Source organism: Micromonospora sp. NPDC000668 (assembly GCF_042897975.1).
Taxonomy (GTDB): domain Bacteria; phylum Actinomycetota; class Actinomycetes; order Mycobacteriales; family Micromonosporaceae; genus Micromonospora.
On record NZ_JBIAYP010000006.1, the window covers coordinates 511959 to 538128 of the forward strand.

The window sequence follows — 26170 nt, forward strand, 5'->3', positions numbered from 1 at the left end:
CGGGTGGTCAAGGTGCTGCTGTGTTCGGTCCTGGTGTTCGTGGCGATTGGCGCGTTGGGGGTGTGGCTGAGGAGGGCGCGGGGTCGCTGAGCTCGCTCGGGGCTGGGGTGAGGCTGGCCACTTCGGTGGTGGTTGGGTGGGCCGGGGTGGGGAGAATGGCCGCCCGTGGACCCCGTTTCGCTGACCACCCTGCTCGCTGCCGCCGCGATGGCCGGTTGGGTCGATGCCGTGGTCGGTGGCGGCGGGTTGCTGCTGCTGCCGGCGTTGCTGGTGGCCGCGCCCGGCCTGCCGGTGGCCACGGCGCTGGGCACCAACAAGCTGGCGGCGATCTTCGGCACCGCCACGGCGGCGGCGACGTACGCCCGACGGACCAAGATCGACTGGCGGGTGACGGGGCCGGCGGCGGGGCTGGCGGTGCTCAGCGCGGGGGTGGGCGCCGCGCTGGCCGGCTCGGTGCCGGCGTCGGCGTACCGGCCGGTGGTGTTGGTGGTGCTGGTGTCGGTGGCGCTGTTCGTGCTGCTGCGCCCCCGGTTGGGGGTGGTGGCGATGCCGCAGCGGCGGACAACGGTGCGGGTGGCGGCGGTGGTCGCCGTGGCCGGGGTCGGCATCGCGCTGTACGACGGGTTGATCGGTCCGGGCACCGGCACGTTCCTGGTGCTGGCGTTCACCGCGTTGGTGGGCGCGGACTTCGTGCACGGCTCGGCGATGGCGAAGGTGGTCAACGCGGGCACGAACCTGGGTGCGCTGGTGGTGTTCGGGGTGACCGGGCACGTGTGGTGGCTGCTGGGGGCGGGCATGGCGGTGTGCAACATCGCCGGCGCGGTGCTGGGGGCGCGGATGGCGTTGCGCCGCGGGTCGGGGTTCGTGCGGGTGGTGCTGCTGGTCGTGGTGGTGGCGTTGGTCGCCAAGCTCGGATACGACCAGTGGCTGGCCCGGTGAGCCCGCGCTGATGCCGGTACGCGCGGAGCACGACCGTGCCGTCCTGGCCGACCTGCTGGGGCGTGATCCGGTGCTGCACGCCTACCAGTTGGGCGACCTGGACGACTTCTTCTGGCCGTACACGTCGTGGTTCCGCCGGGGTGAGCAGGTCGCGTTGCTCTATCACGGGGTGGACCCGCCGACGCTGCTGGCGTTCGCGGCGCCGGCGGACACCGCGGCGCTGGCGGCGTTGCTGGCCGACCTGGCGCCGGTGTTGCCCGCCCGGCTGTACGCGCACCTGTCCCCCGGGCTGAGCGACGCCCTGGCCGGGTCGTTCCGGCTGGATTCCGGCGGCGCGCACCACCGGATGGCGTTGACCGATCCGGCCCGGCTGGCGGCGGTGCGCCCGGCGGGTGTGGTGCTCGGCGCGGCGGACCTGCCGCGGCTGCGCCGCCTGTACGCGCAGGCGTACCCGGAGAACTGGTTCGATCCCCGGATGGTGGACACCGGGCAGTACCTGGGCGTACGCGAGGGCGGTGAGCTGGCGGCGGTGGCCGGGGTGCACGTGTGGTCCCCGGTGTACCGGGTGGCGGCGTTGGGCAACGTCACGACCCATCCACGCTGGCGGGGGCGGGGCCTGGCGGCGGCGGTGGTGGCGGCGCTGTGCGCCCGGCTGCGCGAGACCGTCGAGCACGTCACGCTGAACGTGAAGGCGGACAACGCGGCTGCGGTGCGGCTGTACGAGCGGGTGGGTTTCACCCGGGTCGCCGACTACGACGAGTACACGCTGACCGCCCGGTAGCGGCGGCGGGTCAGCGGCAGGCGGGTCAGCGGCGGCGGCTGGGTGAGTCGAAGCGGCCGGCGCGGATCTCGCGCAGGGCGCGGCGGCGGATGTCCCCGCTCAGCGTGTCGACGTACAGCTTGCCGCGCAGGTGGTCGGTCTCGTGTTGCAGGGCGCGGGCGAGGAAGCCGCTGCCGGCGATGGTCAACGGCTCGCCGTGCTGGTCGACGCCGTTCGCGGTGGCGTGCATGGCCCGGGCGGTCGGGAAGTACAGGCCGGGGATGGACAGGCAGCCCTCGTCGTCGTCCTGGCGTTCCTCGGACAGCTCCAGGGTGGGGTTGATCAGGTGGCCGCGGTGCCCGTCGGCGTCGTAGACGAACACCTGGGCGCTGACCCCGATCTGCGGGGCGGCCACACCGGCCCGGCCGGGCGCGCCGAGCAGGGTGTCCATCAGGTCGGTGACCAGGGCGCGCAGCTCGGCGTCGAAGGTGGTGACCGGCTCGCACGGGGTGCGCAGCACGGGGTCGCCGATGATCCGGATGGGCCGCATGGTCATGCGGGTCAGCGTATCGCCGGTGGTGGTGGGTTCAGCGCCCGGCCAGGGTGGCGCGGATCGGGGCGGTCTTCGCGGCGGCCTCGGCGACCTCGGCGGCGGGGTCGCTGTCCCAGGTGATGCCGCCGCCGGCCCAGGTGTGCAGCTTCTCGCCGTCGGCGGCGGCGGTGCGGATGGTCAGGCCGAGGTCGATCCGGCCGGGGGCGACCCAGCCCAGGGCGCCCATGCTGGCGCCCCGGCCGACGGGTTCGAGGGCGCCGATCTGGGTCAGGGCGGCGTGTTTCGGCGCGCCGGTCACCGAGCCGCCGGGGCAGGTGGCGCGCAGCAGGTCGGCCAGGCCGAGGCCGTCGGCGGCGGTGGCGCGGACGGTGGACTCGGCCTGCCACAGGTCGCACCAGCGGCGGACGGCGAACAGCTCGTCGACGCGGACGGTGCCGGTGCGGGCGATGCGGGCCAGGTCGTTGCGTTCCAGGTCGACGATCATGATGTGTTCGGCGCGTTCCTTGGCGCTGGCGAGCAGTTCGGCGCGGCCGGCGGCGGTGGCCGGGCGGGTGCCCTTGATGGGTCGGGTGGTCAGCTGCCCGTCGGTGACCTCGACGAGGGTCTCCGGGGAGGCGCAGCCGATCGCCCAGCCGTCGCCGGTGAGTACGCCGCCGTAGCGGGCGCCGGGTAGCGCGCCGAGGCGGCTGAGGGCGGGCAGCGGGTCGCCGGTGTAGCGGGCGGCGGCGTGTCCGACGAGGTTGGTCTGGTAGACGTCGCCGCGGCCGATGGCGGCGCGGACCGCGTCGACGGCGTCGGCGTGCTGGCGTGGGGTCCAGCTCTCGGTCCACGGGCCGAGCCACCAGGGCGGTGGCGGGCCGGTCGGTGCGGTCCGGGTGGGGCCGTGGCCGTAGACGACGACGGCGAGGTCGGGCAGGGTCGGCGTGGGGTCGGGCGCTGTGGTCGGGGCGCCGGCCAGCAGCGCTCCGGCGGCGGCGGACAGGTAGAGCGCGGCCCCGCAGGCGTCGGTGGTGGGGTGCCGGTGGTCGGCGGGGCGGGTCAGGTCGTGCAGTGGCAGGCCGTGTGCGGCGAGGAACTGCTCGGCGAGCACGGCGGGGTCGCCGCCGTCGGAGCGGTGCCATTGCAGGCGGGCGCGTTCGACGAGGCCGCCTCGGCAGGCGGCCGGTGCGGCTGGTGCATTTACCAGCACATGTGGGAGCGTTTCCACGCCGTACGGTCCGACCTTCCTCATCCGTTCAGTGGATTTCCCGTGCACCAGGCGGCTACCTGCTCGATGCTGGACACTTTCGCTTGGTACTGTGCGTCACTGGTCATGTGAACCATGACACAGTGCCCCCACAGTCCGGAGAACCCGATGTGCCAGCACCAACCGACCTGCCCCTCTGCTGAAGCTACCGACCGGGAAGCCGCCCGGGTCCTCGCTTGCTTCCCTGAGCAGGGCTGGAGCCTGCTCTGCAACGGTGTCATCGTCTTCGAGGACACAGGTGAGCTGCTCCCCGACGGCAGCAGCATCGCCCCGCACCGCGGCCCCGCCCGCCACGCCCTCGTGGCCTGATTGACCACTCAGCGTCACCGAACCGCCGCTGTCGACCCAGGCTAGTCCCCCGGTCCGGGACATTCCTGCCCAGGTCGGCGCGGCTGCCGGGGCGGCCACACCGCCCGCCCCGGCCCGCCCGTCGTCAGTCCTCGAAGGCCTCCGGCGACGGGCACGAGCACACCAGGTTCCGGTCGCCGTACGCGCCGTCAATCCGCCGCACCGGCGGCCAGTACTTCCCGGCCCGGTCCACCCCGGCCGGGTACGCGCCCACCGACCGCGGGTACGGGTGCGTCCAGTCGTCACCGCTGACCATCGCCGCGGTGTGCGGCGCGTTGGCCAGAGGGTTGTCCCCGGCCGGCCACTGCCCCGAGGCCACCTGCTCGATCTCGGCCCGGATAGCGATCATCGCGTCGCAGAACCGGTCCAACTCGGCCAGGTCCTCGCTCTCGGTCGGCTCCACCATCAGCGTCCCCGCCACCGGGAACGACATCGTCGGCGCGTGGAAGCCGTAGTCGATCAGCCGCTTCGCCACGTCGTCCACGCTCACCCCGGTCGCCTTCGTCAGCGGCCGCAGGTCGAGGATGCACTCGTGCGCCACCAGGCCCTTGTTGCCGGCGTACAGCACCGGGAAGTGCCCGCGCAGCCGCGCCGCCACGTAGTTCGCCGCCAGGACCGCCACCCCGGTCGCCCGGGTCAGCCCGGCCGCGCCCATCATCCGCAGGTACGCCCACGGGATCGGCAGGATCCCCGCCGACCCGTACTTCGCCGCCGAGATCGCCGGCGTGGCGTCGACGTGCGCGCCCAGCGGGTCGCCGGGCAGGAACGGCGCCAGGTGCGAGCGCACCGCCACCGGACCCACCCCCGGCCCGCCGCCGCCGTGCGGGATGCAGAACGTCTTGTGCAGGTTCAGGTGTGACACGTCCGCCCCGAACTTGCCCGGCTTGGCGAACCCGACCAGCGCGTTGAGGTTCGCACCGTCGACGTACACCTGCCCGCCGGCGTCGTGCACCTTCGCGCACAACTGCGCGATGCCCGTCTCGTACACCCCGTGCGTCGACGGGTACGTCACCATGATCGCGGCGAGCGCGTCCCGGTGCTTGTCGATCTTCGTGTCGAGGTCGACCAGATCGACGTTGCCGTCGTCGTCGCAGGCCACCACGACCACCCGCATGCCGGCCATCACCGCCGACGCCGCGTTGGTGCCGTGCGCCGAGGACGGGATCAGGCACACGTCGCGGTGCGCCTCGCCACGGCTGCGGTGCCACGCCCGGATGGCCAGCAGCCCGGCCAGCTCACCCTGCGAACCGGCGTTGGGCTGCACGCTGACCGCGTCGTAACCGGTCACCTCGGCCAGCCACGACTCCAGCTGACCGATCAGCTCCCGGTACCCGGCGGTCTGCGTGTCCGGCGCGAACGGGTGGATGTGCGCGAACTCCGCCCAGCTGATCGGCTCCATCTCGGTGGTCGCGTTGAGCTTCATCGTGCACGACCCCAGCGGGATCATGCCCCGGTCCAGGGCGTAGTCGAAGTCCGACAGCCGGCGCAGGTAGCGCAGCATCGCCGTCTCCGAGTGGTGGCTGCGGAACACCGGGTGGGTGAGGAAGTCACTGGTGCGGCGAAGACCGGTCGGCAGGGCCGGGTCGACGGCGCCGTCGAAAGTGGGCACACCGAACGCCGCCCACACCGCCGCCAGGTGCGCGACGGTGGTCGTCTCGTCGCAGGACACACCCACCCGGTCGGCGTCGACCAGCCGCAGGTTCACCCCGCGCTGCGCGGCGGCGGCCACGACCTCGCCGGCCCGGCCGGGCACGCGCGCGGTGACGGTGTCGAAGAACGCGACGTCCGCGACCTGCACGCCGCCGGCGCGCAACCCGGCCGCGAGCCGCACCGCCATGGCATGGGTACGCGCCGAGATGTCCCGCAGCCCGTCCGGGCCGTGGTAGACCGCGTACATGCCGGCCATCACCGCGAGCAGCACCTGCGCGGTGCAGATGTTGCTGGTCGCCTTCTCCCGCCGGATGTGCTGCTCGCGGGTCTGCAGCGCCAGCCGGTAGGCGGGGTTGCCGTCCGCGTCGCGGGACACCCCGACCAGCCGGCCCGGCAGCATCCGCTCCAGGCCCGCCCGCACCGCCAGGTAACCGGCGTGCGGCCCACCGAAGCCCATGGGTACGCCGAAGCGCTGGGTGGTGCCGGCGGCGATGTCCGCGCCGATCTCCCCCGGCGCGCGCAGCAGCGTCAACGCCAGCAGGTCCGCGGCCACGGTCACCAGCGCGCCCCCGGCGTGCGCCGCCGCCACCAGCGGGGCGTGGTCGCGCACCGCGCCGGACGCCCCCGGGTACTGCAGGTGCAGGCCGAAGAACTCCGCCGGCAGTTCCTCGACGTCCAGGTCCAGCACCCGCACCTCGATGCCGAGCGGCTCCGCCCGGCTGGTGATCACCGCGATGGTCTGCGGCAGCGCGTCGGCGTCGACCACGTACACGGCGCTCTTGCTCTTCGACGCGCGGCGGGCCAGGGTCATCGCCTCCGCCGCGGCGGTGCCCTCGTCGAGCATCGACGCGTTCGCGGTGGCCAGCCCGGTCAGGTCGGTGACCATGGTCTGGAAGTTCAGCAGCGCCTCCAGCCGGCCCTGGCTGATCTCCGGCTGGTACGGCGTGTACGCCGTGTACCAGGCCGGGTCCTCCAGCACGTTGCGGCGGATCACCGCCGGGGTGTGCGTGCCGTGGTAGCCCAGCCCGATCATCGATACGGCGACGGTGTTGCGGGCCGCCAGGGCCCGCAGCTCGGCGATCGTCTCGGCCTCGGTGGCCGGGTCCGGCAGGTCCAGGGTGCCGTGCCAGCGGATCACCTCGGGGATCGCGGCGTCCATCAGCTCGTCGATCGAGCCGTGCCCGACGACCTCCAACATCCGGCGCTCATCGTCCGGGCCGGGACCGATGTGACGGGTGGCGAACTGCTCTGCGGTCATGGGGGCGCTCCCGGGCGAGGTCGACGGATCGGCCTCCCCCTCTGTCGCACCCGCAGGGCGCTCCACAGTGCCTGCCCACGAGGTCCTTTTGCCTGAGAGGTTCCGGGGAGGATTTGCCCCTTCGGCGCCGCCCCGGGTGCTGTCGGGCGGTCTCTCCCACGTGGGTGGTACCGGCATGGTCAACGCTACCAGCGCCGGTGTTTCCGCCACATGTCCTACCCCCGGGCGGTCACACCCCGGCCGGGGCGACCATCGTGGCGGCATCGGAGTCGACGCCGCCGGTGGCCCGCTCGGCCAACGCCGGCAGCAGCGCGCCCAGCGCGGCGTCGACGCTCACCGTGGCGTGGCCATCACCACGGGTCGGCCCCTGGTTGACGATCGCCACCGGAATGCCCCGTTTCGCCGCCCGGATCACGAACCGGCGACCCGACATCACCGTCAACGACGAGCCGAGCACCAGCAACGCCCGGGCCTGCTCCACCAGCGCGAAGCAGCGCGCCACCCGCTCGGGCGGCACCGTCTCGCCGAAGAACACCACGTCCGGTTTCAGCATCCCCGTGCCGCAGATCCCGCAATCCACCGGCCGGAACGCGGCCACCTGCTCGTCGGGGAGATCCACATCACCGTCCGGGTTTACGGCTGCGACGTGGGCCACGAAGTCCGGGTTGGCCTCGCGCAGCCGGCGGTCCAACTCCTCCCGGGAGGTCAGGTTGCCGCAGTCCAGGCAGGTCACCTCGTCCAGGCGGCCGTGCAACTCGATCACCGGCGCGCTGCCGGCCAGCGAGTGCAGCCCGTCGACGTTCTGGGTGATCACCGCGTCGACCAGGCCGGCGCCTTGCAGCCGGGCCACCGCCCGGTGCCCGGCGTTCGGCGCGGCCCGGGCGATCAGCCGCCACCCCAGATGGCTCCGCGCCCAGTAGCGGCGCCGGGCGAGGGGATCCCGGGTGAACGCCTGGAAGGTCATCGGGGTGTGCCGGCGGGCCACCCCGCTGGGCCCCCGGTAGTCCGGGATGCCCGACTCGGTGGACAGGCCCGCCCCGCTGAGCACCACCACCCCGCCGCCGGCCACCAGCGAGGTCAACGCGTCGAGGCTCTCTGTCACCCCTCCATGCTGCCTCAGCCGATGCCCCGCCGCCGAACCCCGGCCCGCCTCGGGCGTCAGCGGCCGGCCTCGGGCGTCAGCGGCCGGCCCGCGCCGTCGTACGCCGGTAGGTTGGGCGCATGCGCGTCGTCATCGCCGGAGGCCACGGCAAGATCGCCCTGCTTCTTGAGCGCGACCTCGCCGAGCGCGGCGACACCGCCGTCGGTCTGATCCGCAACCCCGAACAGGCCGGCGCGCTGCGCGCCGCCGGCGCCGAACCGGTGGTCTGCGACCTGGAACACGCCGACGTCGCCGAGGTCGCCGCGCACCTCGACGGCGCGGACGCGGTGGTCTTCGCCGCCGGTGCCGGCCCCGGCAGCGGCGCCGCCCGTAAGGACACCGTCGACCGGGCCGCGGCCGCGTTGCTCGCCGACGCCGCCACCCGCGCCGGCGTGCGCCGCTACCTGCTGGTCTCCTCGATGGGCGTGGACAACCCGCCGGCCGCCGGCACCGACGAGGTGTGGGCGGCGTACCTGCGGGCCAAGCGGGCCGCCGAGGACGACCTGCCCGGCCGGGACCTGGACTGGACGGTGCTGCGACCCGGCCGGCTCACCGACGACGAACCCACCGGACGGATCACCCTCACCCGGCACGCCGGACGGGGCGCGGTCACCCGCGCCGACGTCGCCCAGGTGCTCGTCGCGCTGCTCGACGAACCACGCACCGCCGGCGCGACCCTGGAACTCGTGAACGGGCCGACGCCGATCGCCGACGCCATCGGCGCCACGACCACCTGAGGGCGATCTCGTACGCCACTCGGCACACCCCACCGGCCGCCGCACCCACCGGAGGAGAGAAATGGCCCCGCAACCACTCGACCACCGCTTCACCGCGCCGATAGAGAAGGACGGCGCCTTCGCCACCTACGTGACCGTGCCCGACTCGGCCGAACTGCTCGGCACCCGCCGCGCCGTCAAGGTCACCGGCACGATCGACGGTCACCCGTTCAGCGCCACCCTCATGCCGTCGGGCACCGGCCCGCACTGGCTGCCCATCCGGGCCGCTTTGTGCAAGCTCATCGGCAAGAGCGAGGCCGGCGCCGAGGTCAGCTTCCACCTCGACCAACGGCTCAGCTGACCGCGGCTGGACGACGCACTGCCCATCTGAGCGGCCCTACGGCGCCACCGTCGTCGGTTCGGCGTTGCCGTCTCGTGCCGGATCCCGCGCCCTACGGCTCTCGGGGTCGGGTGCCGGGCGTGGGCCCTGGTCCTGGCGGTGGGTGCGGGTCGGTCGGAGTTGGAGGACGACGACGGAGGACAGCACCAGGGCGCCGCCGACGAGCTGCACCGGCGTCAGGGATTCGCCGAGGATGAGCGCGGCCAGTGCGGTGGTGACCACGGGTTCGAAGGTGGACAGGATCGCGGCGGTCGACGGGCCGGTCCGTTTCAGGCCGGCGAAGAAGGTCAGCATCGCCACGACCGTGGAGACCACAGCGATACAGGCCAGCCAGAACCATCCCGGCGGCCCGAAGTCGAGGTCGACCCCGCCGGTGAGCAGGGCGCGTGCGCCAAGGGTGCCGGCGGCGCCGGCCATCACCAGTGTGGACAGCACCACGGGCGGCAGCCGGTGCACGACGGTGTCGGCGACGAGGATGTAGACGGTGTAGGTGAGCGCGGCGGCGAAGGCGAGCAGTGCCCCGACCGGGTGGAAGCTCACGCCACCGGCGCCGAGCAGGACCAGCAGCGTTCCGCCCGACGCGGCCACCAGCGCGGCGCCGCGTCCAGGGGTGAGCCGGTCACGGCCGAGCAGCACCGCCGCCACGGTGACCAGGACGGGGTAGGTGTAGAGGATCAGGGACAGCAGCGACGCGTCCATCCGCTGCAGGGCCGAGAAGAACAGACTCGCCTGTGTGGCGTACCCGATGGCACCCAACGCGACGGCGGTGGCCAGCACCCGGCCGCGCGTCGTCGCCGGCTGGCTGCCCGGTTCACCCCGGTGCGGACCCGGTTCCGCTCGGCGTAGGCCCGGCCGCACGAGCAGGGCCATCCCCAGCAGTGCGGCGGCCAGGGTGAAGCGCACCAGCAGCAGCGCACCGGGCGAGACACCGGCCTCGTAGGCGAGCTTGCCGAAGATCGCCATGGCGCCGAAGCATGCCGCGGACAAAAGGCACAGTGCTGGACCCATGCGCCAAGGATCATCGACCTGAACCGCCAGGTCCAGCGATGATTCATGGAGGTGATTCGTTAGGATTCCCACATGGTTGCCCTGGGCGGAAGCTCCGGCAGCAACCGCGCGATGATCACAGCCTCCATCAGAGCCCGAGCGACTCACGACCCGCTACTGCCCGCGTCGGTTGACTCATCTTGGGAGGTTTCGTGCCCGTTGGCTATGTGATCACCGTGGCGCTCGTCGCCTGGTGCACCTTCTTCGCCGTTGTCGCGCCGCGCCGGCCCCAACCGCTGGCGACGATGAGCTTCTGGTTCGGCCTGACCCTCAACGAGGTGCCGTTCCTGGGCGTTCTGGCCCTGCTGGCCTCCACAACGCTGGCCGCCGCCCAGGGCGATCTGGAGTCACCGGGCGCCAAGGTGACGGCCGCAGTGGCCGCCGTCGCCTCCGCCGGGCTGGCTGTCTCCGCCTGGCGGGGCGTACGGACCGATCGGGTGGTCGAGCACGCCCTCGACCAGGGGCTGGGACCCAACTGGCGGGATCGGGTGCACATACCGCTGCGCCGCCACCGGCCCTGGACCCGCATTCTGCTGCTACCGGGCCTGATGCGGCGGCGTGACGTGGAGCGGATCCCCAACCTCAGCTACGGGGACGTCGGGCGCCGGAATCTCCTCGACATCTACCGCCGCCGCGACGCGCCGCACAACGCGCCGGTCCTGATCTACTTCCACGGCGGCGGCTTCACCAGCGGCGCGAAGAACCGCGAGGCACGGCCCCTGCTGTACCAGCTCGCCAGCCGGGGATGGGTGTGCATCAGCGCCAACTACCGGCTGCGGCCCCAGACCACTTTCCCCGGCCACCAGATCGACGCCAAGAAGGTCATCGCCTGGGCGCGCGAGCACGCCCCCGCCTACGGCGCCGATCCGTCGCGGCTGTTCGTGGCGGGCAGCTCCGCCGGCTCCAACCTGGCGTCCCTGTGTGCGCTCACGCCGAACGACCCGGCGTTCCAGCCCGGGTTCGAGTCCGCCGACACCTCGGTCACCGCCGCGATCTGCCTCTACGGCTACTACGGCCACTATTTCGGCGAGACCCCCGACCAGGCGCCGTCCCCGAATCAACCATGGGCGTACCTCCACCCCGGTGCGCCGCCGTTCCTCATCGCCCACGGCACCAAGGACGCCCTGGCGACCGTCGAGGCCGCCCGAAACTTCGCCGACCGGCTGCGCCACACCTCCTCCAACGCCGTGGTCTACGCCGAACTGCCCGGCGGGCAGCACTCGTTCGACCTGTTCCACTCCCCGCGCTTCGAGGCAGTCGTGGACGGCGTCGAAGCCTTTGCCGCATGGGTCCTCGCCGCCCCGCAGCGCACTCCCGACTCAGCCCGCCAGTAGGCACATCACGACAAGATCGACAAAGTGTGGGGCTCATGACACGTTTCTCACCGGCACCCCTGGATCTCCGGCGGCTGCGCTTCCTTCGCGAGTTCGAGGAGCGGGGCACCCTGGCCGCGGTCGCCGCAGCCCTGGGCTACAGCCCGTCGACGGTCTCCCAACAACTGGCCATCCTGGAGAAGGAGGTCGGCGCCCGGCTGTTCGACAAGGCCGGGCGCGGCGTGCGGCTCACCGACGCCGGACACCTGCTCGCCCAGCACGCGCGCGTGCTCCTGTCAGCGGCCGAGGCGGCAGAAGCCGACCTGGCCGCGTTGAGCGGTGAAATCCGGGGCACCGTGCGCGCCGGTGGCCTGCAATCGGCGACCCGTCGCCTGCTGGTACCGGCCCTGGCCCGCATGACGGTCGACCACCCACAGGTCCGCGTGGAGATCTTCGAGCTGGAACTCGAACAATCCCTGCCAGGTTTGCGGCTGGGCGCGGTCGACCTGGTCATCGGCGACGAGTACGACGGCCACCCCCGCCCCCGCCCGGCCGGGCTACGCTTCACGCTCCTGCTCGAAGAGCCACTGAAGATCGTGCTACCGACAGCGCATCCACTCGCCCGGCCCGGAGGCCCCGTCGCGGTCGCCAAGCTGCGATCCGACATCTGGACCGCTTCCGCCGAGGGCACCGGCCACCACACCATGGTCGTCGGGACCTGCCGATCCGTCGGCGGCTACGAGCCCGACCTGCGGCACCGCTGCAGCGACGCCGACGTGCAACTCGAACTCGTCCGCGCCGCGGCAGCCGTCGCCCTGATGCCGGCCCTGACCCTACCCACCGATGACCCCGCTCTCGCGATTCGGGACATCGCCGAAGCCACTCTCCAACGCCGCCTGGTCGCCGTCACCCGGGACAACCCCCCGGCTCCCGCGCTGACCGCCCTTCTGACGGCCGTAACGGACCAGGTACACAAGCTCAGCCTCGACCGGTAAAAGCCACGGGGCCTGTTCGCGGTGACCGCCGCAGGGACAGAACCAGGGCCCCGAAGTCCATGACCGCCTCACCAGCCGGGTGGGGCCCGCTCGGCGGACCCCACCCGATGCTCACCGCTGCTGGTGACGAGGCAGCGCATCCTGCCCCGCCGCGCCGAGGACGAACGGCGCCCCCGCCGTCTCCTTCGCGATCCGGTCCATCGTGCGGGCCAACTGCTCACTGCCGTCGTCGAGATGCCGCGCCGCCGCCTGCATGTGCGACACCATCATCTCGCCGAAGATCCGCAGCGCCTCCCGGGTGGCCACCGTCTCGTCGAAGCTCGACCCGGCCTTGCGGCGATACTCCGTCACCGCCCGCTCGGCCTCCTGCTTCGCCTCCTCCGCCGCCGCCCGCATGTAACTCTCGTACTGCATCCGGGCGTACTCGGCGACCCGCCGCGCATAGTCGTGCGCCTGCGCGATGATCTGCTCCGCCTCCCGCTGCGCCGCGGACAACAGATTCACCTCCTTGGCCGCCGGCACCTTCGCCGCAGCCCCCGTGCTCGGGATCACCCCGTGCCGGTGCAACTCCACCCGGTCGTTGAGCCGCTCGTTCTCCGCCCGCAGGTGCGCGACCTGAGTCGCCAACAGGTCCAGCTCATCGGCGACCTGCACCCGGAACCGGTCCACGTCGGCGTTGTCGTAGCCGCGCCGGGCGAACGGCGCCGTGCCGAACTCCCACCGCCGGACCCGGTCGGCGGTGATCCGTACCTGCACACCGCCGGAAACCTGCATCCCGTCGTACCGGCTGATCGGGGTCGCGCTCATCTGTGCCCGCCTCCGTTCGCGACTGCGGGGCTCGCAAGCTCACTCCTCGCGCTCACTGAACACCTCCGGAAGTGTCACCAGCGGTCGACTGCTCCACCGCCGTACGCCAAGCCGGGCCGTACCACTGCGTACCCAAGCCCTCATGGTGCACCTGACCCGCGTGGTAACCCGCTCGGACCAACGTCTGCACCGTGTGCGAAACCATCTCGTCCGACCCGCACACGTACACGTGTCGGGAACGCCAGTCGCCGTCGGCCAACGCCCGATCCACCGCCCGCACGAACTCCCCCGGCCGGTTCAGGTCGGCGCCCACGACGTAGGTCACCGTCAACCACGGGTACGACGACGCCAACTTGTCGATCGCGTCGCTGTCATAGAACTCGCTGCGTGAACGGGCACCCACATACAGGTCCACCCGTCGGCGGGCACCCTCCGCGGCGACCTGCTCCACCAACGCCTTCACCGGCGCCCAGCCGGTACCCGCCGCCAGCAGCAACAGATCACTCGAGCCCGCCGACCACAACGCCAACCGCTCGCCGACCGGCGCGGCCAGGTGGATTCGGTCACCCACCGCCGAGCCGTACACCAGCCGCGAGGACACCGCGCCACCCGGCGCAGCCCGCACGTGCAACTCCAACGTGCCGTCCGCGCGCGGCGCGTTCGCCGGCGAGTAGTACCGCCACGAACGCACCGACGGATGCGACACCCCGATCGACTGACCCGCGGTGAACGGCAACAGGTACTGCGGACGCACCGTCAGCACCGCCACGTCGAACGCCCGCCGCTCGTGGGTCACGATCTCCGCTTCCCACCACGGCGGATTCACCGCCTCCGCGGCCTGCGCGGCTTCCTGCATCACCTGCGCGACCAGCCCGTACGCGGCCGCCCAGTCCTGAGCCAGCTCGTCGGTCCACTGTTCGGCCAGGAAATGCCGCAACGTCGCCAGCAGCGCCTCACCAACCGCCGGGTAATGCTCCGCGCGTACCGCGAACTTGCGGTGGTCCGCGCCGAGGCCCTGCAGGAAACCCACCAGCCCATCGACCTGGTCCACGTTGGACACGATGTGCCCCAGTGCGGTCACCAGACGGTCCCGCTGCCCGGCCATGTTCGTCGGGAACATCTGCCGCGTCTCGGGATGGGCCAGGAACAACGTCGAATAGAAATAGAGCGGAACCTGGTCACCATGCCCGGCGACCAGGGACCAGCTCTGCTTGAGTCGAGCCGCGTCCACTGTCAGACGCCCGGACGGGTCCCGGCGGCCACCACCTGGTCCTGCACCTGCCCCAGCACCGTCTGCACGTCGGCCAGGATGTCCGCCGGCACTCCCAGTTCGGTCAGCGTCACGATCAGGTGCTCACCCACCATGACGTAGTGCTCCACCGGGATGTTCAGCGGCTGGTGCGCCTCGGCCAAGCCGCGACCGGCGTACTCGTTCGGACCACCCAACACCACCGTCAACATCAAAGTCAGGTGCCGCCGCTGACCCGGCATGTCCACCTCGGCGAAGTAGCCGGCCAGCTCCGGATCGGCGAGCACCTTGTCGTAGAACAGCTCGACGGCAGCCTTGACGGAGGCAGCGCCGCCGATGCGGTCGTAGTGCGAGACAGGAGCGGTTTCTTCGGTAACCGTCACGGTCGTTCCTTCCAGGGTGGAGGCCGCGCGGGGTCGGCGCGGAGGGGCAACGGCCCACCGGAGCGACAGCGTCTTGCCACGGCGACCGCACCGGGGACCGTGACGGACCATAGCGTGTCGGCGGTTTCCGGTCAGGCCCCGGGTATCGGATGCCCGACAACAACCCGACACACAGCGTCACCTTTGCTGTCCCGGTCTTCCACAGTCGGCCACCAGAACAGCACCCACCGTCATCCACTGTGGACCGGCCGCGCTCCGGGAACGGCTACCACCGATCTACCGGGCCTGACCCTCAGTCACCAGCCGGCCGAGAAAAACCAACCGCGAAAGCCGGGCGCGTCGACGCGCACCGGGCGGCACACCTGCGCTCAGCCGGCCCGCCGCCGCGCCCGCCGCGCCGCCAACTCGTCGCCCACCGGATCCGACTCGGACGCCACCACCGGCTCCGCCGGCCCGCTCGCCGGCTCGGCCGGCAGATGCGACAACGACCCCTGGATCTCCTTGAAAGCCCCACCGATCGCGATGCCGAACACGCCCTGGCCGCCCTGCAACAGGTCGACCACCTCCTCCGGGGACCGGCACTCGTACACCGTCGTCCCATCGGAGATCAGCGTGATCCCGGCGAGGTCTTCCACACCACGCGACCGCAGCGCCTCGATCGCCTTGCGGATGTTCTGCAGGGAAACCCCCGCGTCCAACAACCGCTTCACGACCTTCAACACCACCAGGTCGCGGAACGAGTACAACCGCTGCGTCCCCGAACCCGACGCGTCGCGCACACTCGGCACCACCAACTGCGTCCGGGCCCAGTAATCCAACTGCCGGTAACTGATGCCCACCGCGGTGCACGCCGTCACACCCCGGTAGCCCACCGAACCGTCACCCTCAGTCGCCACACCCGGCGACGCCAACTCCGTACCCGGATCGGGATTCTGCGGCTCGTGCATCCGGACAACCTCCCCGTCAGTGTGGTGACGCGTCGTTTCCGGGACGCGCACCCCTCGACACGGCAACCCTATAGCCACGTTCAGGGGTTACCACGGAGGAACCGACGCGACACGCCGCGCAGCCAACGAGAAAGATCACCAACCGCACCATGACGTCACCCACAGTGACGTCCGATGCAGGACCGGACCGCCGGGCTCAGCCCGCGAAGTCCTCCGGACGCACCTGTTCCAGGAACTCGCGGAACTTTTCCACCTCGTCCTCCTGCTCATCGGGGATGACGATCCCCGCCTCGCTGAGGACCTGCTCCGCACAACGAATCGGCGCACCGACGCGCAACGCCAAAGCGATCGAATCGCTCGGCCGCGCCGACACCCGCACCCCGTCGCCGATCAACAGATCCGCGTAGAAGACGTTCTCCTTGAGCTCGGTGATCTCCACCGCCTGCAACGGCGCCTGCAAAGCCGTCAACACGTCCCGCAGAAGATCATGCGTCAACGGCCGGGCCGGCTTGACCCCCTGCTGCTCATAAGCGATAGCCGTGGCCTCGACCGCGCCGATCCAGATCGGCAGATAGCGGTCCCCCTCGACCTCCCTGAGCAGGACGATCGGCTGGTTGCTGGGCAGCTCCACCCGAACTCCGACCACGCTCAGCTCGCGCACCGCCGCCTCCGTGTCGTTGTCACCTACGCCGCACCGCGCCTTTCCCTGCACGGTACACGGACCGCGACACGGCCGTCCCATGCGCTACAGCACCACGCCCGCGCCAGAAAGGGGTTACCCCGGCAAGCCTACGGCACGCTTCCCGGAAGAGATCTTTCCGCTCAGCCGCCGCCCGCCGGGCACCCTCACCGACCCAACGTCGAGCGCAATCCCACCCGCACCAACGCCGCGTGCAACTGCTCCGACAACGCCACCAACTCCCGCGCCGTCTCCGCCGCCCGCGCCCGCGCCGCTGGGTCACTCTGCCGCGCCAACGGCGCCACCAACTGCGCGAACAACCCGACCTCACGGTCCGCCGCCGTCCGGTAACCCCGCAGGTGCCGCGGCTCCAACCCGTACGCCGCCAACCCCGCCACCGCAGAAGCGATGATCAACGCATCGGCGTCGTACCACCCCGGCGGATCCGACACCAGCACACCGAGCCGCTCCAACTCCGCCAACGTCGACTCTTCGACGCCGCTGCGCGCCACCAGATCCGCCCGGCCGAGCCGCACCTGCGACGACTCGGCCGGCTCCGCCGACTCCCGACCGGGAACCGCACCATCGGGCCCCACCGCGACCAACGCCGGCCGCGACCGACCCGGCTGCTCGCCGGACGAATCCCACTCCGCCAACTGCTCACGGATCACCCGCAACGGCAGGTACTTGTCCCGCTGCGCGGTCAACACGAACCGCAACCGCGCCACATCGTCCCAGCTGTACTTCCGGTAACCCGCCGCCGTCCGCTGCGGCTCAACCAGCCCCTCGGCCTCGAGGAACCGCAGCTTCGAAATCGTGGTGTCCGGAAAATCCACCCGCAACTGCCCCAGCACCTCACCGATGCTCATCAGCGGCTGGGACCGGGCCGCCCCGGGTGGCATGGAGGCCGCAGGCTCGTTCACCCCCGGCCGGCCTCCTCCTCCGGGCGCGGACCGGCGATGAACACCACCCGGAACTTACCGATCTGGACCTCGTCACCATTGCTCAACGTGGCCGCCTCGACCCGCTCACGGTTCACGTACGTGCCGTTCAGGCTGCCCACGTCCCGCACCGTGAACGTGCCACCGTCACGGTGGAACTCCGCGTGCCGCCGCGACACCGTCACGTCGTCGAGGAAGATGTCACTGTCGGGGTGCCGGCCACTGGTCGTCACATCGTGGTCCAACAAGAACCGGGCACCCGCATTCGGGCCGCGACGAACCACCAGCAGCGCCATACCCGGCGGCAACGAACCGGACATCCGGCTCGGCACCACATCGGTCTCCGGCCCCTCCAGCACTTCGTCGAGCGAACCGAGATTGAGCGTCGAAGTGACGTCGAGCGGGGGGAACTCGTCGTCTGGGCGCGTCATGGGACCACCTCACGGATCTGTTCGGTCGGCGTCGGGTAATGGCGGGTCTGGCCGCCGGGCACTTGAACACCCGGCGGCTGGCTCCCCGTGCCCGGGAAGGCAATTCCGCAACGCTCAACTATTGGGTTCTCGGTCGACTGGGCGAGCCTAGCCAGCGCCGAAATGCAGGGCAACCGGACGCGCGCAGACATCCCACGCACCGGATCAAGCACACTCAGCCTTCGGTGATCTCGCGGTACGCGCCCGCCGTCAGCAGACCGTCCACCGCCGTCGGATCAGCCGGAGTGATCTCCACCAACCAACCCGCACCATACGGATCAGTGTTGATCAGCTCAGGGGTGTCACCCAGCGCCTCGTTGCGCGCCGCCACCGTACCCGCCAACGGCGCGTAGATCTCCGACACGCTCTTGGTCGACTCGATCTCACCCAACGAGTCACCGGCCGCGACCGCAGCACCCGCCTCGGGCAACTGCACGTACACGATGTCACCCAGCGCGTCCTGCGCGAAGTGCGTGATGCCGACCCGGACCGAACCGGTGCCGTTACCCAACACCCACTCGTGCTCGGCGGTGTATCGCAGATCCTCGGGAATCACCAGACGCGTCCTTCATCCATCGTGCCCCGGACCACCCGGGTCCGGCGCGGCCGCGCCGGTCAGGAGACCGGACGGGCGTGTTCCAACTTGATCGGCACGTGCAGCGCCGAAACCTCGGCAACCTCACGCTCCCCAAAGGTCACGTTACCGCCGTCACCCCGGACCGACGCCACCACCCCACCAGGAATGTTCAACGCCGTACGCATCGTCGCCGGATCACCGATCACGGTGATCGTGAAAGGCCCCATCAGCCGACGCCCCTCCACCACCAACGACCCGTTCTCCCCATCCAGGAAGTACGTCGACGCGATGATCCGCACCGTCGCCCGATCGCCACCGGAGATCTGCATCGCCTCCGCGCCCGCGCCCCGCAGCTCCTGCACCGCGTCCAGCACCCGGTTCGCCGAAATCGGCTTACCAGCACCCTCGAACTCCACGGTCAACCCGGGGCCGACCGCCGGCAACGTGCCCGCCAGGATGCCCAACTCATCCGCCCGCCGGGTCGCCTCGTCCAACGCCGCCTGGCGGCCCTGCTCACCCGAGCGCAACTGCCGCTGACTGTCCTCCAACGCCCGAATGTCCTGCTGAAGGCGGTTCTCCCGGGCATCCAGATCCGACAGGATCCGGACCAGGTCCTCCTGACGCGTCGCCCCCAGCGTCGGATCCGTCGACGTCGTCTTCAACTGCACCACCAGGGTGAAGCCCAACAAGGCCAACAACACCACGATCATCAAGCTGGCCGTGCTCAACCGGAACCGACCCGCCGCCGACTTCACCGGCGCCACCGGCTCCTCGGCCGGCACCGTCGACCCCTCCGACCGCGTCGCCGGCTCACCCGACCCCGACACTGCGCTCAGATCCACCGTCGCGCCGTCGTCCCCCGACGCCACCGCGGGCTCGTCGTCCGGCGGCTCCGGCTCCCGCTCCGCCGGCCCCTGCGGCGCCAGCGGGCTCAACTCGTCCGGATCCGGCGCATCCGGCCGCGGATCCGGCTCACCCGCCGGCCCACCCGGCCGCGCCGGACCCGCCGGCTGCGGCCAGCCCGTCCCCGTCTCGGTCTGCTCGTCGCTCATCGCTGTCAAACCTACGCCCGGAACAGGTGCCGACGGATCGCCGCCACGTTCCCGAAGATCCGCACCCCGAGTACGACAACCACACCGGTGGACAACTGCCCGCCCACTCCCAACTGGTCACCCAGGTACACGATCAGGCCCGCCACCAGCACATTCGAGATGAACGACACCACGAACTGCTTGTCATCGAAGATCCGGTCCAGCCTCGCCCGCACCCCACCGAACACCGCGTCCAACGCCGCCACCACCGCGATCGGCAGGTACGGCTGCAACGCCGCCGGGACCGTGGGATCGAGCCACACACCAAGCACCACACCGGCGAGCAACGCCAGCACCGCGATCATCGGCCACCTCCGGAGGGGCTAACGGTCGCCGGAGAACCGGACGACCCGGGACTGCCGGACCGGCCACCCGACGTGGACGGGCTCGGACTGACCGACGGCTTGGCGTAGCGTAGCTGCGGCTCCGGAGCCGCCGGCAGGGTGAGGTCATCCGACTCCCGCACACCGAACGACAGGCCGGTCTTCTGCGCGACCTCCCGCATCAGCGCCGCGCTGCGGCTGTCCTCGAACTTCCGCCGCATCGAGCCCGGACCGACCGCCGACACCTCGTACGGCCCGGTCACCGGCCGGAAGTCCACCAGAATCGCCTCACCCGCCGACCGGATCGTCGACGTCGAGGTCAACCGCTGCCCGTTGATGGCGATCGCCTCCGCGCCGACACTCCACAACGCGTTCGCCACCCCCTGCAGGTCGCTGTAGAGCACCCGCGGCGGCCCCGCACCCATGCCGGTCACCGCGTCCTCCTTGCCCGGCGCGTCCGCCAGCCGCACCACCACACCGTCGCCGCGCACCCGGCCCAGCCCGGTGCTCGCCTCCTGGTCCCGCAGCCGGGCGGCGGCCGACCCGCTCAACGCCGCGTCGCGCTGCCGACCGACCTCCTCGCGCAACTGGTCCGCACGCGTGGACAACCGGTCGGTCTCGCTCTCCCGCTCCTTGATCTGCGCCACCAGGCCGGAGCGGGCCTGGCTGCGGCCCGGCTCGTCCTCCAACGTCTGCCGGTACGCGACCGCGAACAGGAAACCCAGCACCACCACCACAACCAGGCTGACCGAACGCGCCGACCAGGCCCGCCACCCCCGGGCGGGCTCCGCGGGCGCAGCCCGCCGACGGGCAGCCGCCGCATCGGCGTACCCCGGGTCCAGGGGGTTGCGGAACAGCTCGGTGAGGAAGTCCGGTGCGTACACCCGATCCCGGCGGCCGTCCCCGGGCCGCGGCGCGCTCACGCAACCGCTCCCGGGTCGCGCGCCGCGCGCACCAGCCGGGCCGCCTGCACCACGTACATCCCGCCGGCCACCCAGTAGAGCACCAGCCCCCACCAGGCCAGCCCCCAGCCGATCGCGGCCGCCGCCGTCGCCACGTCGGTCAACTCGGTGGCCAGCAGCAACACCGGGAACGCCGCGAGCAGCAGGAACGTGGCGGTCTTGCCCACGTAGTGCACCGGCGGCGGCCCGTACCCGTAGCGGCGCAGCACCCCCAGCGAACCGAGCAGCAGCAACTCCCGGGCCAGCAGCGCCGCGGTGAACTGCCACGGCACCACCTCGCGGGCGGTGAAGGCGATCAGCGTGGCGAGGATGTAGAGCCGGTCGGCCAGCGGGTCGAGCAGCTCCCCGAGTCGGCTCACCTGGCGCAGCCGGCGGGCGATCCAGCCGTCGACCCAGTCCGTAGTGCCGCCGATGGCCAGCACGACGAGGGCCGCGACGTCGGCGCGAGCCACCAGGAAGAGATAGAGGAAGATCGGCACGCCCAGCAGCCGCCCGAAGCTGATCAGGTTGGGCAGGGTGAGCACCTGGTCGCCGGGAACCTGGTCGCCGGTGTCCCGCGGATGCTCTGACCGAGCCGGCCGACGAGACACCGAACCTCCTCCGCGCACGACCCGGCGCCCGGCGGAAGTCGTACGGCTGTCGGGCCGGCCAGCGCCGGCTCCCCCTGCGGCCCCGGAACGGGACCTCTTCCCTGATTCGGCCCGCGATCTCGATGATCACGGGCCGGGTGAGTGCGGTGCCACTATATCGGGCTTCCGTCGGAGCTCTGGGGCGCCGCCGCGCGGCGGTTGGTGCGGCTGTGCCGCACTGTGGCGTGGATCACCACGCGTAAAGCGTCCTAGGATACTAGTGGACGGGTCCTGCGTCCGCTCAGGCTGTCTGCACCGCCGGGTCGGTCTGCTGTTCCGGCACCACCTGGGTCGCCGCCCGGCCGAACGCGAGCAACGCCAGCAGCAGATCGTGCTGGCCCCGCTGCGGCATCCGGTCCAGCACCACCTGCACCGCGCGTTGCCGCCGCTCGGCCAACTCCCCGAGCAGGGTCTGCGCGGCGGCGGTCAGCACCAACCGCACCTCGCGCCGGTCCCGCGGATCGGCCACCCGGCGCAGCAGACCGGTCGCCTCCAGTCGGTCGCAGAGCCGGCTGGCCGAGGAGGGCACCACGTCCAACAGCTCCGCCAACCGGTTGACATTGGTCTCCGGCCGGCTGCTGATCAACGCCAGCACCCGCAGTTGGGTCGGCGGCACCTGATGTCGCGCCGCGGCCGAATCGAGCACGGCGATCAGCGTCTCGGCGGCCGCGTCGATCGCCGCTGCGAGATCCGCAGGTCGCTCCACCCGATGTCCCCTGCCATTGTCGCGCTGGTGCCCGCCCGACGGACCGCTGACGACTCTCACCCGCCGTCGCTATCACCCGGACCGTGCCAGTCCAGGCAGACCACGACGGCGTCGTCGCGCAGATCGGAGTCCACATGGTAGGCGTGCAGTTCGCGCATCACCGTACCAACCGCCTCGGTCGCCGGCTGCAACCGTGTGGCGCGCAGGGAACGGGTCATCACCCGCTGCCCGTACGGCTCCAGGCCCGCCGGCTCGGCCGCCCACACCCCGTCGCTGACCACGAAGACGCGGTCACCCGGCGCGAGCTGGAACTCCTGCAACTCGTAGCGGGTCTCGGCGAACATGCCCAGCGGCAGCTGCTGATCCAGCTTCACCGGCTCGACCACCGCGCCGCGCAGCCGCAGCATGTGCGGCGAGCCGGCGTCGACCGCTCGCACCCGCCCGGTGCGGGTGTCCAGCTCCAGCAGCAGGGTGGCCACGTGCCGACGGCCCCGGTGCTGGTAGAAGACCGTGTCCGAGGCCAACTCCGCCTGCTCCACCAGACCACCACCGGAACGGCGCGCGTTGCGCATCGCGTTCACTGTGGCCGCGGTCAGCAGCGACGCGGCCAGGCCGCTGCCCTCGCCGTTGAGCACCGTCACGGTGAGCCGGTCGCCGTCCAGCGACCAGTCGAAGTGGTCCCCACCCACGGTGTACGCCGGTTCGAGCTGACCGGCCAGGTGGAACGCGTGGTGTGCCACGCTGCGCCCCGGCAGCAGGTCCCACTGCATCTCGGCGGCCATGCTGAGCCGCTCCCGGCGTCGGGCCCGCCGGTACCGATCGGTCTCCCGGTCCGCGGCCCGCATCGCCACCGCCACGACGCCGGCGATGTCCGTGGCGATGCCGGTGACGGCCGGGCCCGGCACGGCCGGCAGCTCGATCAGCAGCACGCCCAGCCGCTCTCCCCATGCCGTCAGCGGCAGGTAGAGCCGGCACGGGCCGTGCTCGGCGGAGTCGCGCACCGGCTGCTGACTGCTGAAGCAGCGTTGGGCCACCGTGTGGCAGGCCAGGAACCCGCCCGCCGGCAGCTCCGGGTCCAGCAACGGCCAGAGCCCGCTGATCCGATAGTCGGCGACGAACACGTCGGTGCGCAGCGCGCCCAACGACGAGCGGATCGCCCGGTCGGCGGCCTCCGCCAGCTGGTCGGGTGGGGCCTCGCGCAGCGCACGCGACACCACACCCGGCGCGTCCTCCATGGTCGTCCTCTCCAGAAGCTTGCTACAGGGCAAGCATCATACGGACGCCCCGGGACAGCCCGTCGGCGCGGTCGAGGCGGCGTCAGTCGGCGCCGCGGGTCGCGAGCACACCGTGGAACGCGTCGGGCACCTCAGCCGGCGGACCGTCCGGCCGCCACCGGGTGACCGGCACGATTCCGTCCGCCGTCGGCGTCCATCGACCCAGCAACGGCGCGAACGACGACGGCGGCCGCATCCGGAACGCCGGCCCCATCATCGCCAGCGCCTCCGGATGACCGGCCAGCTCCTCGGTGTCGAAGTCCACGGCCAGCAGGCTGCCCGGCGCCGCGGCGGCGTACAGCTCGTCGAGGGTGCGGGTCAGCGTGTCGTCGTCGAGGAACGCGGCGAGCCCGAGGAAGACCACCCCGACCGGCCGCCGGCCCCAGCCTGGCACGAAGCGGTGCAGCTGCGCCGGATCGATGGTGCCGATGTCGGTGGCGTCGCCGTAGCCGTAGCCAGCCCGGTCGCTGCCAACGAGGATGCGCTGCCCCAGCCGGATGGTGACCGGGTCGACGTCGGTGTAGAGCACAGTGGCCTCGGCGGCAACCTCGTGCACGTTGCCCATCGTGGGCACCCCCGCGCCGAAGACCAGGAACCCGTCCACGCCCTGTCCGGCGATCGCCCGTACCGTCCGACCGAGGAACGCCCGCAGCTCCCGGAACACCGGCGCGCACGGCCCGTACGCCTGCTCGAAGGCGGTCGCGGCGGCCACGTCGACCGGGAAGTGGTGATCCCCGCCAAGCCAAAAGTCGATCATGCGAGCGGTGCTCGGCTGGTCCGGTTCACCCATCGACGACGCCCCCTCCCCGACCGGTCGCCGCCAGCGTACCGACCCCGACGTCCTGGGCGGTATCGCTCCGCCGAGCCGTTCCCGCCCGCAATACTGGCCCCGGCGGGAGGTGGCCGGTGAACTCGGCGAACAGCGCAGCGGTGGTGGTCGGCGTGGACGGCTCGGAGCCGTCCCTGCGCGCGGTGCGCCTCGCCGCCGCGGAGGCCGCGCGCCGACACCGGCCGCTGCGGGTGGTGCACGGGTTCATCTGGCCGCTGCTGCACGTGCCCGTCTCCCCCGCCCCGGACGCCCCGGCCGGCGGCGGGCTGCGCCACCAGGCCGAGGAACTGGTCGCGGCGGCGGTGGCCGAGGCCGAGGCGACCGTACCGGGGCTGACGATCTCCGGCGAGATCATCGACGGTGAGGCCGCTGCGGTGCTGGTGGGCGAATCCCCCACCGCCGCTCTCATCGTGCTCGGCGACCGAGGGCTGGGCGGCTTCACCTCGCTGGTGGTCGGCTCGGTGGCGGTACAGGTTGCCGCGTACGCCGACTGCCCGGTGCTCGTGGCTCGCGGCGTGGAACATCCCGGCGAGCCGGTGCTGGTCGGATTGGACGGTTCGCCGGCGTCCCGGCTCGCCGCCGAGTTCGCCGCCGAGACCGCCGTGGCGCGCGACGCACCGCTGTTGGCGGTGCACGCCTACCGGCACCCGCCCAGCACCCGCCCCGGCGACATGCAGCCCCTGGTGTACGACGCGGAGCAACTGCACCACGAGGAGGACCAGGTCCTCGCCGAGTCGCTGACCGGGCTGGCCGAGCGCCACCCCGAGCTGCGGCTGACCCGGCGGGCGGTGCACGGGCGGGCCGGCGCCGTGCTCGCCGAGGCGTCCCGCTCCGCCCAACTGGTGGTCGTCGGCGGGCAGGGGCGCGGCCAGGTGAGTGGGTTGCTGCTGGGGTCGGTGAGCCAGTCGGTGCTGCACCACGCGCACTGCCCGGTCGCCGTGGTCCGCGCCCCCCGCTGAGACGCGGGAATGGCCCGCTGTCAGACGGGTAGACGAGCGCGGTACGCCAACGGCGACGAAGGAGGCAGCAGATGCCAGGACCACGGCCGGGCAGTAACGCGTACGACAAGCAGCGAGCGCGAATGCGCAACGTGATCGACGACTCCGGACGGCGGGTGCCCGACGGCAAGGCCAACCAGGTTGCCAACAAGATCCTGCAGGAGGACCGCGGCCAACGGGGTGTGGTGCGCGGCGAGCGCACATACGGACCCAAGGGAGAGCGCGAACCGGGCGACCCGAAATGAGGACGGTTGACGTGGCCGACGGCGCCATCGCGGGCGCCGTCGGCAGCGCCGCGCTGAACGTGGTCAGCTATCTGGACATGGTGCTTCGGGCACGGCCGGCGAGCAGCGTCCCGGAGCAGACCGTGGACCGGCTGGCCGGGATCGCGCACGTGGACCTGGGGCCCGGGGCCCGGGCGGCGAACCGCCGCTCGGGCCTCGGGCCTCTGATCGGCTACGGGCTGGGCATCGGCGCGGGCGTGGCGTTCGCGCTCTACGCACGTGGTCGGCGGCAGCCGCTGCCGATGGCCACCGGCGTGCTCGGCGCGGGCGTGATGACCATGACTGACGGGTCCATCACCGCACTGGGCATCAGCGACCCGCGCACCTGGCGGCGCTCCGACTGGATCTCCGACATCATTCCGCACCTGGCGTTCGGGCTGACGGCCGCCGCCACCTGGAACAGGTTGCGGCGGCCGTCAGGGCGAAACCGTTAGCTGTCGTCCTCGGCGACCGGCTCACCCGCCGGGCCGTACGGCGACACCTGACCCTTGGGCACCGGCCGACCCTCGTCTCCACGCGACGAGCCGCGGTTGAGCGGGTGCCCGGTCGGCGTGGGCACCTTGCTGTCCTGACTGGTGGCTCCCTTGGCGTTGCGCCGGAACTCCTCCTGCTGCGGGTTGACCACGGGTGTCTCCCTCCGGGTACGGCAGGCGGC

31 protein-coding genes and 1 riboswitch are annotated in these 26170 nt (G+C 71.9%); of the genes, 10 read left to right on the forward strand and 21 right to left on the reverse strand.

Translation table 11 applies throughout. The features are described 5' to 3' along the window. Positions 1–165: 165 nt before the first annotated feature. Both ACFY29_RS29925 and ACFY29_RS29930 read left to right on the forward strand, forming a co-directional pair. On the forward strand, positions 166–939 hold the full coding sequence (locus ACFY29_RS29925) for a TSUP family transporter (protein WP_328416594.1): 774 nt from the start codon (positions 166–168) through the stop codon (positions 937–939). Positions 940–949: 10 nt separating this feature from the next. Continuing rightward, the gene (locus ACFY29_RS29930; protein ID WP_386991503.1) at positions 950–1720 is read left to right on the forward strand and encodes a GNAT family N-acetyltransferase; all 771 of its coding nucleotides are present in this window, start codon (positions 950–952) and stop codon (positions 1718–1720) included. 25 nt (positions 1721–1745) lie between these two features. Here the strand turns inward: ACFY29_RS29930 and def are convergent, their stop codons facing one another. Then, positions 1746–2255 carry a peptide deformylase gene (def, locus tag ACFY29_RS29935; RefSeq protein ID WP_328416591.1) on the reverse strand — a complete coding sequence of 170 codons (510 nt, stop codon included), beginning with the start codon at positions 2253–2255 and terminating at the stop codon, positions 1746–1748. 31 nt (positions 2256–2286) lie between these two features. After that, positions 2287–3483: a chorismate-binding protein gene (locus ACFY29_RS29940; protein WP_386991505.1), complete on the reverse strand. Its 1197-nt coding sequence runs from the start codon at positions 3481–3483 to the stop codon at positions 2287–2289. Positions 3484–3606: 123 nt separating this feature from the next. Between ACFY29_RS29940 and ACFY29_RS29945 the strand changes: the two genes are divergently transcribed. Further along, positions 3607–3807, forward strand: a complete 201-nt coding sequence (locus tag ACFY29_RS29945; protein ID WP_089000314.1) for a DUF5999 family protein — start codon at positions 3607–3609, stop codon at positions 3805–3807. A 124-nt stretch (positions 3808–3931) separates the two neighbouring features. Here ACFY29_RS29945 and gcvP read toward each other — a convergent pair whose 3' ends face one another. Both gcvP and ACFY29_RS29955 read right to left on the reverse strand, forming a co-directional pair. Then, positions 3932–6754, reverse strand: a complete 2823-nt coding sequence (gene gcvP / locus ACFY29_RS29950) for an aminomethyl-transferring glycine dehydrogenase (protein ID WP_386991507.1) — start codon at positions 6752–6754, stop codon at positions 3932–3934. Between the two features lie 70 nt (positions 6755–6824). Next, a riboswitch (glycine riboswitch) is annotated at positions 6825–6923 on the reverse strand. Positions 6924–6983: 60 nt separating this feature from the next. Continuing rightward, positions 6984–7856: an NAD-dependent protein deacetylase gene (locus ACFY29_RS29955; protein WP_386991509.1), complete on the reverse strand. Its 873-nt coding sequence runs from the start codon at positions 7854–7856 to the stop codon at positions 6984–6986. 119 nt (positions 7857–7975) lie between these two features. Here ACFY29_RS29955 and ACFY29_RS29960 point away from each other — a divergent pair, with 119 nt between their 5' ends. Next, positions 7976–8632, forward strand: coding sequence for an NAD(P)H-binding protein (locus ACFY29_RS29960; protein WP_386991511.1), 657 nt, complete (start codon positions 7976–7978; stop codon positions 8630–8632). A 61-nt stretch (positions 8633–8693) separates the two neighbouring features. Next, positions 8694–8972, forward strand: a complete 279-nt coding sequence (locus ACFY29_RS29965) for a DUF1905 domain-containing protein (protein ID WP_386991513.1) — start codon at positions 8694–8696, stop codon at positions 8970–8972. A gap of 36 nt (positions 8973–9008) precedes the next feature. Here the strand turns inward: ACFY29_RS29965 and ACFY29_RS29970 are convergent, their stop codons facing one another. Continuing rightward, positions 9009–10019 (reverse strand): DMT family transporter, encoded by a 1011-nt coding sequence (locus tag ACFY29_RS29970; RefSeq protein WP_386991515.1) that lies wholly within the window; start codon positions 10017–10019, stop codon positions 9009–9011. A gap of 191 nt (positions 10020–10210) precedes the next feature. Between ACFY29_RS29970 and ACFY29_RS29975 the strand changes: the two genes are divergently transcribed. Together ACFY29_RS29975 and ACFY29_RS29980 are read left to right on the forward strand one after the other, a co-directional pair. After that, positions 10211–11392, forward strand: a complete 1182-nt coding sequence (locus ACFY29_RS29975; protein WP_386991517.1) for an alpha/beta hydrolase — start codon at positions 10211–10213, stop codon at positions 11390–11392. 35 nt (positions 11393–11427) lie between these two features. Continuing rightward, entirely contained in the window at positions 11428–12366 is a 939-nt protein-coding gene (locus ACFY29_RS29980) for a LysR family transcriptional regulator (RefSeq protein ID WP_386991519.1), read from the forward strand. Positions 12367–12477: 111 nt separating this feature from the next. Here ACFY29_RS29980 and ACFY29_RS29985 read toward each other — a convergent pair whose 3' ends face one another. From ACFY29_RS29985 to ACFY29_RS30055, 15 genes are all read right to left on the reverse strand, one after another. Continuing rightward, on the reverse strand, positions 12478–13173 hold the full coding sequence (locus ACFY29_RS29985) for a DivIVA domain-containing protein (RefSeq protein WP_386991521.1): 696 nt from the start codon (positions 13171–13173) through the stop codon (positions 12478–12480). Between the two features lie 52 nt (positions 13174–13225). After that, the gene (locus ACFY29_RS29990) at positions 13226–14404 is read right to left on the reverse strand and encodes a globin domain-containing protein (RefSeq protein WP_386991522.1); all 1179 of its coding nucleotides are present in this window, start codon (positions 14402–14404) and stop codon (positions 13226–13228) included. Between the two features lie 2 nt (positions 14405–14406). Further along, positions 14407–14805 (reverse strand): group 1 truncated hemoglobin, encoded by a 399-nt coding sequence (locus ACFY29_RS29995; protein ID WP_328416572.1) that lies wholly within the window; start codon positions 14803–14805, stop codon positions 14407–14409. 368 nt (positions 14806–15173) lie between these two features. Next, on the reverse strand, positions 15174–15752 hold the full coding sequence (locus ACFY29_RS30000) for a MerR family transcriptional regulator (protein ID WP_328416570.1): 579 nt from the start codon (positions 15750–15752) through the stop codon (positions 15174–15176). 196 nt (positions 15753–15948) lie between these two features. Next, positions 15949–16413, reverse strand: a complete 465-nt coding sequence (locus ACFY29_RS30005; protein WP_210916549.1) for a bifunctional nuclease family protein — start codon at positions 16411–16413, stop codon at positions 15949–15951. Between the two features lie 185 nt (positions 16414–16598). Continuing rightward, positions 16599–17300: a MerR family transcriptional regulator gene (locus ACFY29_RS30010; RefSeq protein ID WP_328426620.1), complete on the reverse strand. Its 702-nt coding sequence runs from the start codon at positions 17298–17300 to the stop codon at positions 16599–16601. Between the two features lie 50 nt (positions 17301–17350). After that, positions 17351–17803: an FHA domain-containing protein gene (locus ACFY29_RS30015; RefSeq protein ID WP_328416567.1), complete on the reverse strand. Its 453-nt coding sequence runs from the start codon at positions 17801–17803 to the stop codon at positions 17351–17353. A gap of 214 nt (positions 17804–18017) precedes the next feature. Then, entirely contained in the window at positions 18018–18398 is a 381-nt protein-coding gene (gene gcvH, locus ACFY29_RS30020) for a glycine cleavage system protein GcvH (RefSeq protein ID WP_328416565.1), read from the reverse strand. A gap of 59 nt (positions 18399–18457) precedes the next feature. Next, positions 18458–19471, reverse strand: coding sequence for a DUF881 domain-containing protein (locus tag ACFY29_RS30025; RefSeq protein ID WP_386991526.1), 1014 nt, complete (start codon positions 19469–19471; stop codon positions 18458–18460). A gap of 11 nt (positions 19472–19482) precedes the next feature. Continuing rightward, on the reverse strand, positions 19483–19815 hold the full coding sequence (locus ACFY29_RS30030; protein WP_030327710.1) for a small basic family protein: 333 nt from the start codon (positions 19813–19815) through the stop codon (positions 19483–19485). Continuing rightward, on the reverse strand, positions 19812–20756 hold the full coding sequence (locus tag ACFY29_RS30035) for a DUF881 domain-containing protein (RefSeq protein ID WP_328416561.1): 945 nt from the start codon (positions 20754–20756) through the stop codon (positions 19812–19814). The genes ACFY29_RS30030 and ACFY29_RS30035 overlap by 4 nt, the downstream gene beginning before the upstream one ends. Further along, positions 20753–21385: a CDP-alcohol phosphatidyltransferase family protein gene (locus ACFY29_RS30040; RefSeq protein ID WP_386991528.1), complete on the reverse strand. Its 633-nt coding sequence runs from the start codon at positions 21383–21385 to the stop codon at positions 20753–20755. Before ACFY29_RS30040 ends, ACFY29_RS30035 begins: the two co-directional genes overlap by 4 nt. Positions 21386–21665: 280 nt before the next feature. Then, positions 21666–22130, reverse strand: coding sequence for a MarR family winged helix-turn-helix transcriptional regulator (locus tag ACFY29_RS30045; RefSeq protein WP_386991530.1), 465 nt, complete (start codon positions 22128–22130; stop codon positions 21666–21668). A gap of 56 nt (positions 22131–22186) precedes the next feature. Continuing rightward, the gene (locus ACFY29_RS30050; RefSeq protein WP_328416557.1) at positions 22187–23365 is read right to left on the reverse strand and encodes a PP2C family protein-serine/threonine phosphatase; all 1179 of its coding nucleotides are present in this window, start codon (positions 23363–23365) and stop codon (positions 22187–22189) included. 82 nt (positions 23366–23447) lie between these two features. Then, positions 23448–24194 carry an SAM-dependent methyltransferase gene (locus ACFY29_RS30055; protein WP_328416555.1) on the reverse strand — a complete coding sequence of 249 codons (747 nt, stop codon included), beginning with the start codon at positions 24192–24194 and terminating at the stop codon, positions 23448–23450. Between the two features lie 116 nt (positions 24195–24310). Here ACFY29_RS30055 and ACFY29_RS30060 point away from each other — a divergent pair, with 116 nt between their 5' ends. From ACFY29_RS30060 to ACFY29_RS30070, 3 genes are all read left to right on the forward strand, one after another. Then, positions 24311–25192 (forward strand): universal stress protein, encoded by an 882-nt coding sequence (locus tag ACFY29_RS30060; RefSeq protein WP_355611397.1) that lies wholly within the window; start codon positions 24311–24313, stop codon positions 25190–25192. 71 nt (positions 25193–25263) lie between these two features. Next, positions 25264–25476, forward strand: a complete 213-nt coding sequence (locus ACFY29_RS30065) for a phosphatidylethanolamine-binding protein (RefSeq protein WP_328416551.1) — start codon at positions 25264–25266, stop codon at positions 25474–25476. Further along, a complete protein-coding gene (locus ACFY29_RS30070) occupies positions 25473–25949 on the forward strand; it encodes a hypothetical protein (RefSeq protein ID WP_355611394.1) in 477 nt (158 codons plus the stop codon). Before ACFY29_RS30065 ends, ACFY29_RS30070 begins: the two co-directional genes overlap by 4 nt. Here the strand turns inward: ACFY29_RS30070 and ACFY29_RS30075 are convergent. Further along, positions 25946–26140, reverse strand: a complete 195-nt coding sequence (locus tag ACFY29_RS30075) for a hypothetical protein (RefSeq protein WP_328416548.1) — start codon at positions 26138–26140, stop codon at positions 25946–25948. The two genes, ACFY29_RS30070 and ACFY29_RS30075, sit on opposite strands and share 4 nt — an antisense overlap. Positions 26141–26170 lie beyond the last annotated feature (30 nt).